The 11,379-nt window shown below is 62.4% G+C and carries 14 protein-coding genes; 9 read left to right on the forward strand and 5 right to left on the reverse strand.

Annotated elements, in window-relative coordinates; genetic code table 11:
- Nucleotides 1-13: 13 nt before the first annotated feature.
- From HBR93_RS03530 to nrdR, 3 genes are read right to left on the reverse strand one after another with little or no spacing between them, the layout of a single operon-like run.
- Entirely contained in the window at nucleotides 14-676 is a 663-nt protein-coding gene (locus tag HBR93_RS03530; RefSeq protein WP_120734218.1) for a riboflavin synthase, read from the reverse strand.
- Between the two features lie 47 nt (nucleotides 677-723).
- Entirely contained in the window at nucleotides 724-1,860 is a 1,137-nt protein-coding gene (gene ribD / locus HBR93_RS03535; protein WP_057960745.1) for a bifunctional diaminohydroxyphosphoribosylaminopyrimidine deaminase/5-amino-6-(5-phosphoribosylamino)uracil reductase RibD, read from the reverse strand.
- Nucleotides 1,857-2,321, reverse strand: coding sequence for a transcriptional regulator NrdR (gene nrdR / locus HBR93_RS03540; protein ID WP_057439031.1), 465 nt, complete (start codon nucleotides 2,319-2,321; stop codon nucleotides 1,857-1,859). Before nrdR ends, ribD begins: the two co-directional genes overlap by 4 nt.
- Before the next feature lie 139 nt (nucleotides 2,322-2,460).
- On the opposite strand from nrdR, the gene HBR93_RS03545 reads away from it, so the two are divergent.
- From HBR93_RS03545 to trxA, 4 genes are all read left to right on the forward strand, one after another.
- Nucleotides 2,461-2,916: a YbaY family lipoprotein gene (locus HBR93_RS03545; RefSeq protein ID WP_057438965.1), complete on the forward strand. Its 456-nt coding sequence runs from the start codon at nucleotides 2,461-2,463 to the stop codon at nucleotides 2,914-2,916.
- A complete protein-coding gene (locus HBR93_RS03550; protein WP_057960747.1) occupies nucleotides 2,913-3,566 on the forward strand; it encodes a 50S ribosomal protein L11 methyltransferase in 654 nt (217 codons plus the stop codon). Before HBR93_RS03545 ends, HBR93_RS03550 begins: the two co-directional genes overlap by 4 nt.
- Nucleotides 3,567-3,829: 263 nt before the next feature.
- On the forward strand, nucleotides 3,830-4,831 hold the full coding sequence (locus tag HBR93_RS03555) for an Abi family protein (protein WP_057960748.1): 1,002 nt from the start codon (nucleotides 3,830-3,832) through the stop codon (nucleotides 4,829-4,831).
- A gap of 72 nt (nucleotides 4,832-4,903) precedes the next feature.
- A complete protein-coding gene (trxA, locus tag HBR93_RS03560) occupies nucleotides 4,904-5,776 on the forward strand; it encodes a thioredoxin (protein ID WP_057960749.1) in 873 nt (290 codons plus the stop codon).
- On the opposite strand, the gene HBR93_RS03565 is transcribed toward trxA, so the two are convergent.
- Nucleotides 5,773-6,123: a hypothetical protein gene (locus tag HBR93_RS03565; protein ID WP_115129107.1), complete on the reverse strand. Its 351-nt coding sequence runs from the start codon at nucleotides 6,121-6,123 to the stop codon at nucleotides 5,773-5,775. The two genes, trxA and HBR93_RS03565, sit on opposite strands and share 4 nt — an antisense overlap.
- 135 nt (nucleotides 6,124-6,258) lie before the next feature.
- Between HBR93_RS03565 and HBR93_RS03570 the strand changes: the two genes are divergently transcribed.
- From HBR93_RS03570 to HBR93_RS03590, 5 genes are all read left to right on the forward strand, one after another.
- Nucleotides 6,259-6,852, forward strand: a complete 594-nt coding sequence (locus HBR93_RS03570) for a DUF2796 domain-containing protein (protein ID WP_169959830.1) — start codon at nucleotides 6,259-6,261, stop codon at nucleotides 6,850-6,852.
- 76 nt (nucleotides 6,853-6,928) lie between these two features.
- Entirely contained in the window at nucleotides 6,929-7,639 is a 711-nt protein-coding gene (locus tag HBR93_RS03575; RefSeq protein WP_115129108.1) for an ABC transporter ATP-binding protein, read from the forward strand.
- 1 nt (nucleotide 7,640) lies between these two features.
- Entirely contained in the window at nucleotides 7,641-8,906 is a 1,266-nt protein-coding gene (locus HBR93_RS03580; RefSeq protein WP_057960753.1) for an ABC transporter permease, read from the forward strand.
- A gap of 11 nt (nucleotides 8,907-8,917) precedes the next feature.
- Nucleotides 8,918-9,436 carry a DUF3299 domain-containing protein gene (locus tag HBR93_RS03585; RefSeq protein ID WP_057438962.1) on the forward strand — a complete coding sequence of 173 codons (519 nt, stop codon included), beginning with the start codon at nucleotides 8,918-8,920 and terminating at the stop codon, nucleotides 9,434-9,436.
- A gap of 144 nt (nucleotides 9,437-9,580) precedes the next feature.
- On the forward strand, nucleotides 9,581-10,279 hold the full coding sequence (locus tag HBR93_RS03590; protein ID WP_169959831.1) for an OmpW family outer membrane protein: 699 nt from the start codon (nucleotides 9,581-9,583) through the stop codon (nucleotides 10,277-10,279).
- 167 nt (nucleotides 10,280-10,446) lie between these two features.
- Here HBR93_RS03590 and HBR93_RS03595 read toward each other — a convergent pair whose 3' ends face one another.
- Nucleotides 10,447-11,331: a sugar nucleotide-binding protein gene (locus HBR93_RS03595; RefSeq protein ID WP_081044312.1), complete on the reverse strand. Its 885-nt coding sequence runs from the start codon at nucleotides 11,329-11,331 to the stop codon at nucleotides 10,447-10,449.
- Nucleotides 11,332-11,379 lie beyond the last annotated feature (48 nt).

Genomic DNA, 11,379 nt, shown 5'->3' on the forward strand with positions numbered 1-11,379 from the left:
GGCACCCCCTTGGTCAGGATTTCAGGTAGCCGTTAGCGGCCAGAAAACTTTCGGTGATGTTACCGGCTGCAGGCTCTGCGGCCTTTTCGCCCAGCAGCAGGCGCTCCAGGTAACGGGCAAGCAAGTCCACTTCCAGGTTCACCCGGCGACCCGGCTGGTACGAGGCCATGATGGTTTCGCTAAGGGTGTGGGGAATGATGGTCAGTTCGAATTCGGCGCCATTTACGGCGTTCACGGTCAGGCTGGTGCCATCGACGGTGATCGAGCCTTTGTGGGCGATGTACTTGGCCAGTTCTTTCGGCGCACGGATGCGGAATTCCACGGCCCGCGCGTTTTCGCTGCGTGCCACCACTTCGCCGACGCCGTCGACATGGCCGCTGACCAGGTGGCCGCCCAGACGGGTGGTCGGGGTCAGGGCTTTCTCCAGGTTGACCGGGCTGCCGGCCTTGAGGTCATTCATCGCGGTGCAGTCCAGGGTTTCCCGGCTGACATCGGCGGCAAAGCCATTGCCCGGCAGTTCGACGACCGTCAGGCATACGCCGCTGACGGCGATGCTGTCGCCCAGCTTGACGTCGCCGAGGTCCAGCTTGCCGGTTTCAACCAGCAGGCGCACGTCGCCACCTTTGGGGGTCATGGCGCGGATGCTGCCGATGGATTCGATAATGCCGGTGAACATGGCCTTCTCCTGGAAAACAGTGCGGGCGCCGGGGCGACCGGTCGCAATTATACGCTCGCTGGGGGGAGCGGAATGGCAGTGACTCGCCAGTCGTCGCCTACAGCGCGCATTTCAATGATCTTGAGTTGGGGAGCGTCGGCCAGTTTCTCAAGCGGCCAGTCCAGCAAGGGGCGGGCGGCGGAACCGAGGAATTTACCGGCGACGAAAATCACGTACTCGTCCACCAGGCCTTGCTGGGCAAACGCGCCGGCCAGGCTTGGCCCGGCTTCCACCAGCACCTCGTTGACGCCACGGGCCGCCAGTGCCACCAGCGCCGAGCGCAGGTCGACCTGGCCGTCGACACCCGGCACCACCAGGCATTCGGGGCCACGGGGAAACTGGTTTTCCGCAGTCACACAGGTGATGACCAGGGCCGGCCCGGCCTTGAAGAACGGCGCGTTGAGCGGCACCCGCAGGCGGCCGTCGATCAGCACGCGCAACGGTGGGCGCGACATGGCCAGGGCGGTGGTTTGCGGATCCAGGCCCAGTTCGGCGGCACGCACGGTCAGGCGCGCGCCATCGGCCAGCACAGTATCGGCGCCGGTCAGCACCACACTGGCCTCGGCCCGCAGGCGCTGCACGGCGGCGCGGGCGGCGGGGCCGGTGATCCACTGGCTCTCGCCACTGGCCATCGCGGTGCGCCCGTCCAGGCTCATCGCCAGCTTGACCCGCACAAACGGCAGGCCATGCTCCATGCGCTTGAGGAAGCCGGGGTTCAGGGCGCGTGCCTGGCTTTCCAGTACGCCGCTGAGCACCTCGATGCCGGCCTGGGCCAGACGCTGCATGCCACGCCCAGCCACTTCCGGATTCGGATCCTGCATACCCGCGACCACCCGCGCCACGCCAGCGGTCACCAGCGCATCGGCGCAGGGCGGCGTGTGGCCATAATGGCTGCACGGCTCGAGCGTCACATATACCGTGGCGCCACGGGCTTTATCGCCTGCGGCGCGCAAGGCGTTGGGCTCGGCATGGGGTTCGCCGGTGCGTTCATGCCAGCCTTCACCGACAATCTGCCCGTCGCGCACAATCACGCAGCCGACCCGAGGGTTGGGATGGGTGGTGTACAGGCCCTTGCGCGCCAGTTCGAGGGCACGGGCCATGTAATGGGCGTCGAGCACGGCCTGTTCTGCAGAAGGAGGGTTCATTCTTTGACCGGCTCACGGGCCAGGCGGTCGATCTCTTCACGGAACTCATTGAGATCCTGGAAGCGTCGATACACCGAGGCGAAACGAATGTAGGCAACTTCGTCGAGCTTTTGCAGCTCGCCCATTACCAGTTCTCCAACCACCAGGCTCTTGACCTCGCGCTCACCGGTCGCCCGCAGCTTGTGCTTGATATGCGCCAGCGCCGCTTCCAGCCGCTCGACACTGACCGGGCGTTTTTCCAGGGCGCGCTGCATACCGGCGCGCAGTTTATCTTCGTCGAAGGGCTGGCGGCTGCCGTCAGACTTGATCAGACGGGGCAGTACCAGTTCGGCGGTTTCAAAGGTGGTGAAACGCTCACCGCAGGCCAGGCATTCGCGCCGGCGACGCACTTGGTCGCCCTCGGCGACCAGACGCGAGTCGATGACCTTGGTGTCGTTGGCACCGCAGAAGGGACAGTGCATGGTGGCAGGCAACAAAAAAAGGGAGGGCCATGGTAGCGCATCCCCGTGGCAAGACAAGCCATAGCCTTTACGGTATATAGGCTGACTATTATGTTTCTTATGTTCAGTTCACGGATTTTTGCCCTTTTTGGAGCCGTACATGCCGTTACGACCGCTGGTTTTACTCACAATGTTCAGTTTTCTGGTCGCCTGCAGCAGCGAAGCGCCAAAACCAGCCGCCCCGCAACCCACGCCGCAGCAAGAGAAAAAAATCCCCGGCCAGGAACCGCTGGGGCCATTGCCGGCCTACCAGCGTGAAGTGAGCGGCACCCTCACGGGTGTGCCCGCCGGCGCTGAAGTGGAGCTGGCACTGCTGGTGATCGACGAGCGCAGCCGCCCGCAACAACTGCTGGCCAGCAGCGTGCTGATTGGCAACAACAAACCATTGGCCTTCCGCCTGCGCTTCAACCCGCAAGCGTTTCCCGCCGGCGCCCGCGTTGAACTGCGTGGCCGCGCCAGCCAGTCCGGGCAGTTGATCCTGCACCTGCCGGCGGTGCGTATCGAGCAAGCCATCACCCAGACCACCGGGCCCCTGCAACTCGTGCGCGCCCCATGACGCCACCGCTGCACCTGCAACGGGCCTTGAGCGAACTGATCGGCGACGCGCAACTGCTGCCCTGCCCGTTGCCCGGCACCGACCTGTCGTTGTGGCTGCTGGACGCCGACAACATGGACCGCGCCTTCAGCCCCGAGGAAACCCGGCGCATCCTGCATGAGCCGCCCTACTGGAGCTTCTGCTGGGCCAGCGGCCTGGCATTGGCCCGCTACCTGGCCGCCAACCCCGAGTGGGTGGCGGGCAAGCGCGTCCTGGATTTTGGCGCCGGCTCCGGCGTGGCGGGAATTGCCGCAGTGAAAGCCGGTGCCCTGGAAGTGGTGGCCTGTGACCTGGACCCACTGGCGCTCGGCGCCTGCCGTGCGAATGCTGAACTCAATGGCGTGACCTTGGGCTATTCGGCGGACTTCTTTGCCGAAGCCGATCGTTTCGACCTGATCCTGGTGGCCGACGTGCTGTACGACCGGGCGAACCTGCCGCTGCTGGATCAATTCCTCACCCGCGGGCGCGAAGCGCTGGTCGCCGACTCGCGGGTACGGGATTTCCAGCATGCGGATTATCAGCGGCTGGGCATCCTCGAGGCGCTGACCCTGCCGGACCTGGCGGAGCCTTGGGAGTTTCGCAGGGTGAGTCTGTACCATTCACGACGCTAGGCCTCTCAGTTACAAATTTTCAGCAATAGAGTGGCTAAGACAGCGCCCGGCAGGACATGGAAAATAGCGTTCTCCCGCACGCGGCCTGGACGATCGACCTGCATGCATTTCCCCGTTTTTTCGCCGCTCAGCGCCCCTCCAAGGGCGTTGCAAAAACCTGGGCAGTTGCATAATCTGCTTGGCAATACACCCGCCATGCCTCTGGTTGCGCCAGCAACCAAGCACAAATTGTGCGGGTTTTTTATGCCTGCTGGTTTTCCAGCATGAGGGCGTTCGACAAACCAGCCCTTGATGTCCCGGCCCAGTTGGAGCTGCTCAAGTCTCGGGGCTTGATCATTGAAGATGAAACAGGCGCCCGGCGCTTCCTGCAATCGGTCAGTTTCTTTCGATTAAGCCCCTATATGCGGCCTTTCCAACAGTCGGAAGATATCGACCACCACTTCCATGCCGGCACCCATTTTCACCAGTTGGCACGACTCTACGATTTTGACCGTCGCCTGCGCCTATTGACCATGGATGCCATTGAGCGGGTCGAGATCGCCTCCCGTGCAGTCATCAGTAATCACATGGGCCCCACCTACGGCAGCCATTGGTACATCGACAGCCAGGCTTTTCACCCGACATTTGACCACCAGCGCCTGCTTGCAACGCTACACACCAGACAGTCTGTGGCGACCCGTGACTATGAACGCGAATGTTTGCGCGTCGACCGACTACACACAGACGACAATCGAAAAGACCATCTCAAGCGTCAAAGAGCCAAAGAAAGCTACGCGCGCCACTATCCAAATACCTATGACCACCCCTCTCTCATGCCGGGTTGGGCCATGCTGGAAGAGTTGACGCTGGGCGACCTCTCCCATCTCTACAAGGGCCTGGCCAAGGACGCGGATAAAAAAGCCGTTGCCAGGCGACTGGGGCTCCCCGCGCCACTGCTGCAGTCCTGGCTTCACACCTTGACCACTGTGCGAAACATGTGCGCCCATCACTCAAGAATGTGGAATCGGCAACTGGGTATTCGTCCTGAATTACCCAGGAAAGCCAACTTCCCGTGGCCAAACCATCTGCTCCAGCCAGGGCCCCATACCCGCATTTTTTCGACACTTTGCATGCTTAACCATTTGATGCATCAGATAAGCCCCCACACTCACTGGGACCAGCACCTTTATCACCTGATCAGCGACTTCCCCCACCTCAACCTAAAAGCGATGGGGTTCCCTCGTGACTGGTATCAGGACCCTTTTTGGCACGTATCTCGTGCTTGATCCTTGCGCTGCTTCCGATAGAGCCCGCCAGTCTTTATAGTTGCCCCATCCCACGCGTCATTGAGAACCTCCATGAGTGAGCCCACGCCGTACATTTTCGATGTCACCACCGCCACCTTCGACCAGGCTGTCATCGAAAATTCGTTCCACAAACCCGTGCTGGTGGATTTCTGGGCCGAGTGGTGTGCGCCGTGCAAGGCGTTGATGCCGCTGCTGGCGCAGATTGCCGAGAGTTATCAGGGCGAGTTGCTGCTGGCCAAGGTCGATTGCGAAGCCGAGCAGGATGTTGTCGCGCGCTTTGGCATTCGCAGCCTGCCGACCGTGGTGCTGTTCAAGGACGGCCAGCCGGTGGATGGGTTTGCCGGGGCGAAGCCGGAGTCTGAGATTCGCGCGCTGCTGGAGCCCCATGTGCAGATGCCGCCACCGGCTGAGGCGGACCCGCTGGAACAGGCCCAGGCGCTGTTTGCCGAAGGCCGCATCAGTGAGGCCGAGGCGGTGCTGGTGGCCTTGCTCGGTGAAGACAACACCAACGCCGCCGCGCTGATCCTCTACGCCCGCTGCCTGGCCGAACGCGGTGAACTGGGCGAGGCGCAGGCCGTGCTGGATGCGGTCAAGAGCGATGCTCACAAGGCCGCCCTCGCCGGCGCCAAGGCGCAGATCACGTTCCTGCGCCAGGCTGCCGACCTGCCGGATACCGCTGACCTCAAGGCCCGCCTGGCGCAAAACCCGCAGGACGATGAAGCGGCGTATCAACTGGCCGTGCAGCAATTGGCTCGCCAGCAATACGACGCGGCGCTGGAAGGCTTGCTCAAGTTGTTTATCCGCAACCGCAGCTACAACGAAGGCCTGCCGCACAAGACGCTGCTGCAAGTGTTCGAGTTGCTGGGCAACGACCACCCGCTGGTCACGGTGTATCGCCGCAAGTTGTTCGCCGCGCTGTACTAATCAGCGATCCAACTGTACTGCGGCGTATCCCCGCCGCTGGACACCTTCACCTTGGCGCTATGGCGCAGGCGCACCAACAGGCGCTTGCCCGCCGGGGCGCTGCCGGCCAGCCCTTCGAGGCGATCCGACAACTCCAACCCGCTGAGTTGCCCGGCCTCACGCAGCAGGTCCTGGGCGGCCTGCCACAGGCTCTCGTCCTGGTTGACCGGCGCCGGGGCAGCCGGTACTTCGCCCGTCACCGGCGTGGCCGTCTGCAGGTGCATGCCCAGCCGCGCCCAATCGCTGTCGTCCAGTTCCAGGGTCAAATCCACAGGCAGCTCGCCGATGGTTCCACGAATTCGCATCATTGCTCGTCCTCCAGCACTTTTCTGACGAGCATGCTCCCATGTGCCTTGCGCAACGCCAAGCAGGCGGTCAAACTCTCGACTCTTTTGTTATAAGATCACATAACAAAATCTTCATTCACGCCCTGGAGTCTCGCTATGCGCCGCCTGTTGCTCGCTTTGCCGTTTGCCCTGTTGCCACTGGCCGCCCAGGCCGCTGACGAACATAACCACGATCATGACCATGAACATGGCAGCCTGGACGCCCACGAGCACGGTGTTGGCCGCCTGAACGCGGTGCTGGACGGCAAGGCGCTGGAACTGGAGCTGGAAAGCCCGGCGATGAATCTGGTGGGCTTCGAGCACCTGGCCACCACCGACGCCGACAAAGCCAAGCTCGCCGCCGCCCGCAAGCAGTTGGAACAACCACTGGTGCTGTTCAGCCTGCCCAAGGCCGCCGGTTGCGTGGTCAGTAGCCAGGAGCTGGAAAGCCCGCTGTTTGGCGACAAGCCAGAAGATGATCATGACCACGCCACTGATGGCAAAGGCGCGGCCGCCCATGATCATGATCACAGCGAAATCCACGCCCACTACCAGTTCACCTGCGCCAGCCCCGCGGCGCTGAAAAACCTCGACCTGACGAACATCTTCAAGACCTTCCCCGCCACCCAGAAAATTCAGGTACAACTGATCGGCCCGAGCGGCCAGCAGGGTGTTGAAGCGACGCCTCAGGCCGCGACCCTGAAATTCTGACTCCACACGGTTGATGTAGGAGCGGGCTTGCCTGCCTCCACAGTTGACCGCGCTCTGCAGGTGATACTGAGTTCCCATGACCCAAGCACTGATCGAACTGTCCGACCTGGGCTTTAACTGGCCCGGTCACCCCCAGTTGCTGGACATCCCGGCATTTCGCCTGGAGCCAGGGGAAACCCTGTTTCTGAAAGGCCCCAGCGGCAGTGGCAAAACCACCTTGCTCGGCCTGCTGGGTGGAGTGCAGATCCCCAATCGCGGCAGCATTCGCCTGCTGGGCCAGGAGTTGACCGACTTGTCGGCCGGCGCCCGCGATCGGTTTCGGGTCGACCACACCGGCTATATCTTCCAGCAGTTCAACCTGCTGCCGTTTCTCTCGGTCCGCGAGAACGTCGAACTGCCCTGCCATTTCTCCAAGCTACGCGCACAGCGGGCGATCCAGCGCCACGGCAGTGTCGACCAGGCCGCCGCTACCTTGCTCGCACACCTGGGCCTCAAGGACCCTGATTTGCTTGGGCGACGCGCCGATGCGCTGTCGATCGGCCAGCAACAACGGGTGGCCGCCGCCCGGGCATTGATCGGCCAGCCGGAACTGGTGATCGCCGACGAACCGACCTCGGCCCTGGACCACGACGCCCGGGAAGCCTTTCTTCAATTGTTGTTCGCCGAATGCCGCGAAGCGGGCGCCAGCCTGTTGTTCGTCAGCCATGACCAGAGCCTGGCTTCGCTGTTTGACCGCAACCTGTCGTTGGCCGAGCTTAATCGCGCCGCCACGCCGCTCGAGGTTTGAGATGTATTTGTTCCGTCTAGCCATGGCCAGCCTGGCAAACCGCCGCTTTACCGCGATCCTGACGGCATTCGCCATCGCCCTGTCGGTGTGCCTGCTGTTGGCGGTAGAGCGTGTGCGTACCGAGGCCCGCGCCAGCTTTGCCAGCACCATCAGCGGTACCGACCTGATCGTCGGCGCCCGCTCCGGCTCGGTCAACCTGCTGCTGTATTCGGTGTTTCGCATTGGCAACGCGACTAACAACATCCGCTGGGACAGCTTCGAGCACTTTGCCGCCAGCCCGCAGGTGAAATGGGCGATCCCCATGTCCCTGGGCGACTCCCATCGCGGTTACCGGGTGATGGGCACCACCCAAGCCTACTTCGAACACTACCAGTACGGCCGCAAACAAAACCTGCAACTGGCCAGTGGCCGCGCGTTTGATACCGACCCGTTTGAAGTGGTGCTCGGCGCCGAAGTGGCCGACGCCCTGCATTACAAGCTCGGCGACAAGCTGGTACTGGCCCACGGCGTGGCAGTGGTCAGCCTGGTCAAGCACGATGACAAACCCTTCACCGTGGTCGGTATCCTGCAACGCACCGGCACCCCGGTGGACCGCACGCTGCACATTAGCCTGGGCGGCATGGAAGCGATCCATATCGACTGGCACAACGGCGTGCCCGCCCAGGGCAAAGGCCGGATCAGTGCCGACCAGGCGCGCAATATGGACCTCACGCCGCAAGCCATTACCGCGTTTATGCTGGGTTTGAATAACAAGATCTCGACCTTTGCCCTGCAACGGCAGATCAACGAATTTCGCGGCGAGCCGATGCTGGCGATCCTCCCCGGCGTGGCCTTGCAAGAGTTGTGGAGCATGATGGGCACCGCAGAAAAGGCGCTGTTCGTGATCTCGCTGTTTGTGGTGCTGACCGGATTGATCGGCATGCTCACCGCGATCCTCACCAGCCTCAATGAGCGCCGCCGGGAAATGGCGATCCTGCGCTCGGTGGGCGCACGGCCGTGGCACATTGCGAGCCTGCTGATTTTCGAGGCCTTCGCCCTGGCACTGGCCGGGGTGGTCGCGGGGGTTGGCCTGCTGTATGTGTGCATCGCCGCGTCCCGTGGCTATTTGCAGGCCAATTACGGCCTGGATCTGCCGCTCGCGCTGCCCAGCCCGTATGAATGGACGCTGCTCGCCGGTATTCTGGTCGCCGCCCTGCTGATGGGCAGCGTGCCGGCCTGGCGCGCCTATCGCCAATCGTTGGCCGATGGTCTGTCGATCCGTTTATAAGGAAGGCTTTGATGCGCCGTGCCCTGCTTGCGCTGTTACTGATGGTGGCCCTGCCCGCCTGGGCCGAGGCGCCCCGAGACTTGTCATGGCAAGAAATGATTCCGCCGGATGCCCCGGTGGAAGTGCCGAACATGACACCGCTGCACAACCTGTCGAACATGGCCGACGCCCTGGCGGCGGAAGCTGCGCCAGCGGCCAAACAGGATTTGCCCAACGCGCCGGTGGTAGCCACCCTCAACGGCCAGCATATCCGCCTGCCGGGCTACATCGTGCCGCTGGAGGTCAGCGAGGAAGGCCGCACCACTGAGTTTCTGCTGGTGCCGTACTTCGGCGCCTGCATCCACGTGCCGCCCCCGCCGTCGAACCAGATCGTGCATGTGCGCAGTGAGATCGGCGTGAAGCTGGAAGAGTTGTACCAGCCGTACTGGATCGAAGGCCAGATGCAGGTCAAGCCGTCTACCAGCGAACTGGCGGATGCTGGCTATCAGATGGACGCCGAGAAGATCTACATCTACGAGTTGCCGAACTAAACCCCGCCCTCAATAGCACCGCTATTGCAATGTGGGCGCGGTGTATTTGGCTGATCGCCGTTTCATTGAGCTGAGTCAAAGGCCCGGCCGCAACGATCTTTACCATTGGACACAGCCAACTAAAAACGTCCTTTGGAGCCACTCATGCACAAGTCACTGCTCAGCGCTTCCCTCTTCGCGCTTGCACTCGCCGCCCCTATCGCCCACGCCCACGAGGCTGGCGACATCCTCGTTCGCGCCGGTGCTATCACCGTTAACCCAAAGGCCGACAGCGGCAGCGTCAAGGTTGACCAGGGCCCATTGGCCGGCACCAACCTGGGTGGCAAGGCGACCATGAGCAGCGACACGCAGTTGGGTCTGAACTTCGCCTACATGCTGACCAACCACGTCGGTATCGAGCTGCTGGCCGCCACCCCGTTCGAGCATGATGTGAAGATCAAGAACACCGGCCTCGACGCTGCCAACGGCAAGCTCGGTACCCTCAAGCACCTGCCACCAACCCTGAGCGTGGTGTACTACCCGCTGGACAGCAAGTCGGCGTTCCAGCCTTACGTCGGTGCCGGTATCAACTACACCTGGATCTATGACGAACACGTTGGCAGCAGCGCCCAGGGCCAAGGTTTCAACAACTTCAAGGCCGAGAACTCCTGGGGTTGGGCCGCGCAGGTCGGCATGGACTACATGATCAACGACAAGTGGATGATCAACGGTCAGGTGCGCTATATCGACATCAGCACCAAGGCCACCGTAGAGAACAGTGCTCTGCCAGCGGGTACCCGCGCCAAGGTCAATGTGGACGTGGATCCGATGGTCTACATGGTCGGTATCGGCTACAAGTTCTAAACCCGACGTAACAAACGCCAAACAACAATGTGGGAGCTGGCTTGTATGGGAGCTGGCTTGCCTGCGACAGCATCACCTCAGTGTCTTTGATAGACCGGGGTGTCTGCATCGCAGGCAAGCCAGCTCCTACACAAGCCGGGCTCCCACATTTTTTTGTGTTCAGTCAGCTAGTGATGCCGGTAGAAGCGATCGAGCAACGCCGGCAGTCCCGCACGCCACGCCCGTGGCTTGATGCCGAATGTATGCAGGATCTTCTTGCAGGCCAGCACCGCATGTTGCGGTTCGTCGGCGGCATCCGGCCGCGCGGCATGGGCTTGGGCCGTCGGCGCTTCGACCGCCAGCGCATGGAAGTTACGCGCTTCGCTGAGGATCGCCTGGCCAAGGGCCACAGGCGTGGTCGCCTCTTGCCCCGCATAGTGGTAGGTGCCCCACAACGGTGCCGCACAATCGAGTTGCTTGAGCACCGAGATAATCACCCGCGCCGCATCGTCCACCGGTGTCGGGTTGCCCCGTCGATCGTCGGCCAGCAACAACTCCTCGGTTTTCTCGGCACGCGCCAGAAAACGTCCCAGCGTGCCGTCGACGCTGTCATCGAGCAACCAGCCAAAACGCAGCAGCACATGCTGCGGGCAGGTAGCGCGCACACTCTGTTCAATGCGCCATAGCGCCTGGCCACGCAGGCCCAGGGGCACCGGCTCGTCTTTTTCGCTGTAGGCGGTGGCGCGCGAGCCATCAAACACCCGATAGCTGGAAGGTTGCAGCAGCGTGATGCTGTGGTGCTGGCACAATTCCGCCAGGCGCTCGACGGCGGATTCCTGCCCGGCCAGGCGAACCTCGTTCACGCTCTCGGCCTGGAACCAGTCGAAATAATAGGCGAGGTTTATCAAGGCATCGGGACGGGTGTCGTCGAGCAACTGGGTAAGGCTGGCGGCATCCCAGCCGTCTTGGGGCGGGCGCGGGGCGAGGAAACCGATATCTTCCTCCGCACCGAGGCGAATCAGCGCTTGCCCGAGAGCATTCCCGCCGCCCAGTAACATAAGGCGCATTCGCATAGATTGAGCAGGCCCGGTCTGTTTGGAACGATGGCTAGTATCGACAGG

The organism is Pseudomonas sp. WS 5411 (assembly GCF_012985595.1).
Classification (GTDB): domain Bacteria; phylum Pseudomonadota; class Gammaproteobacteria; order Pseudomonadales; family Pseudomonadaceae; genus Aquipseudomonas; species Aquipseudomonas shahriarae.

Excerpts from the sequence above, each read along its gene's own strand:
- HBR93_RS03530 (WP_120734218.1), bottom strand. The coding sequence starts at position 676 with ATGTTCACCGGCATTATCGAATCCATCGGCAGCATCCGCGCCATGACC.
- ribD (WP_057960745.1), bottom strand. The coding sequence starts at position 1,860 with ATGAACCCTCCTTCTGCAGAACAGGCCGTGCTCGACGCCCATTACATG.
- nrdR (WP_057439031.1), bottom strand. The coding sequence starts at position 2,321 with ATGCACTGTCCCTTCTGCGGTGCCAACGACACCAAGGTCATCGACTCG.
- HBR93_RS03545 (WP_057438965.1), top strand. The coding sequence starts at position 2,461 with ATGCCGTTACGACCGCTGGTTTTACTCACAATGTTCAGTTTTCTGGTC.
- HBR93_RS03550 (WP_057960747.1), top strand. The coding sequence starts at position 2,913 with ATGACGCCACCGCTGCACCTGCAACGGGCCTTGAGCGAACTGATCGGC.
- HBR93_RS03555 (WP_057960748.1), top strand. The coding sequence starts at position 3,830 with ATGAGGGCGTTCGACAAACCAGCCCTTGATGTCCCGGCCCAGTTGGAG.
- trxA (WP_057960749.1), top strand. The coding sequence starts at position 4,904 with ATGAGTGAGCCCACGCCGTACATTTTCGATGTCACCACCGCCACCTTC.
- HBR93_RS03565 (WP_115129107.1), bottom strand. The coding sequence starts at position 6,123 with ATGATGCGAATTCGTGGAACCATCGGCGAGCTGCCTGTGGATTTGACC.
- HBR93_RS03570 (WP_169959830.1), top strand. The coding sequence starts at position 6,259 with ATGCGCCGCCTGTTGCTCGCTTTGCCGTTTGCCCTGTTGCCACTGGCC.
- HBR93_RS03575 (WP_115129108.1), top strand. The coding sequence starts at position 6,929 with ATGACCCAAGCACTGATCGAACTGTCCGACCTGGGCTTTAACTGGCCC.
- HBR93_RS03580 (WP_057960753.1), top strand. The coding sequence starts at position 7,641 with ATGTATTTGTTCCGTCTAGCCATGGCCAGCCTGGCAAACCGCCGCTTT.
- HBR93_RS03585 (WP_057438962.1), top strand. The coding sequence starts at position 8,918 with ATGCGCCGTGCCCTGCTTGCGCTGTTACTGATGGTGGCCCTGCCCGCC.
- HBR93_RS03590 (WP_169959831.1), top strand. The coding sequence starts at position 9,581 with ATGCACAAGTCACTGCTCAGCGCTTCCCTCTTCGCGCTTGCACTCGCC.
- HBR93_RS03595 (WP_081044312.1), bottom strand. The coding sequence starts at position 11,331 with ATGCGAATGCGCCTTATGTTACTGGGCGGCGGGAATGCTCTCGGGCAA.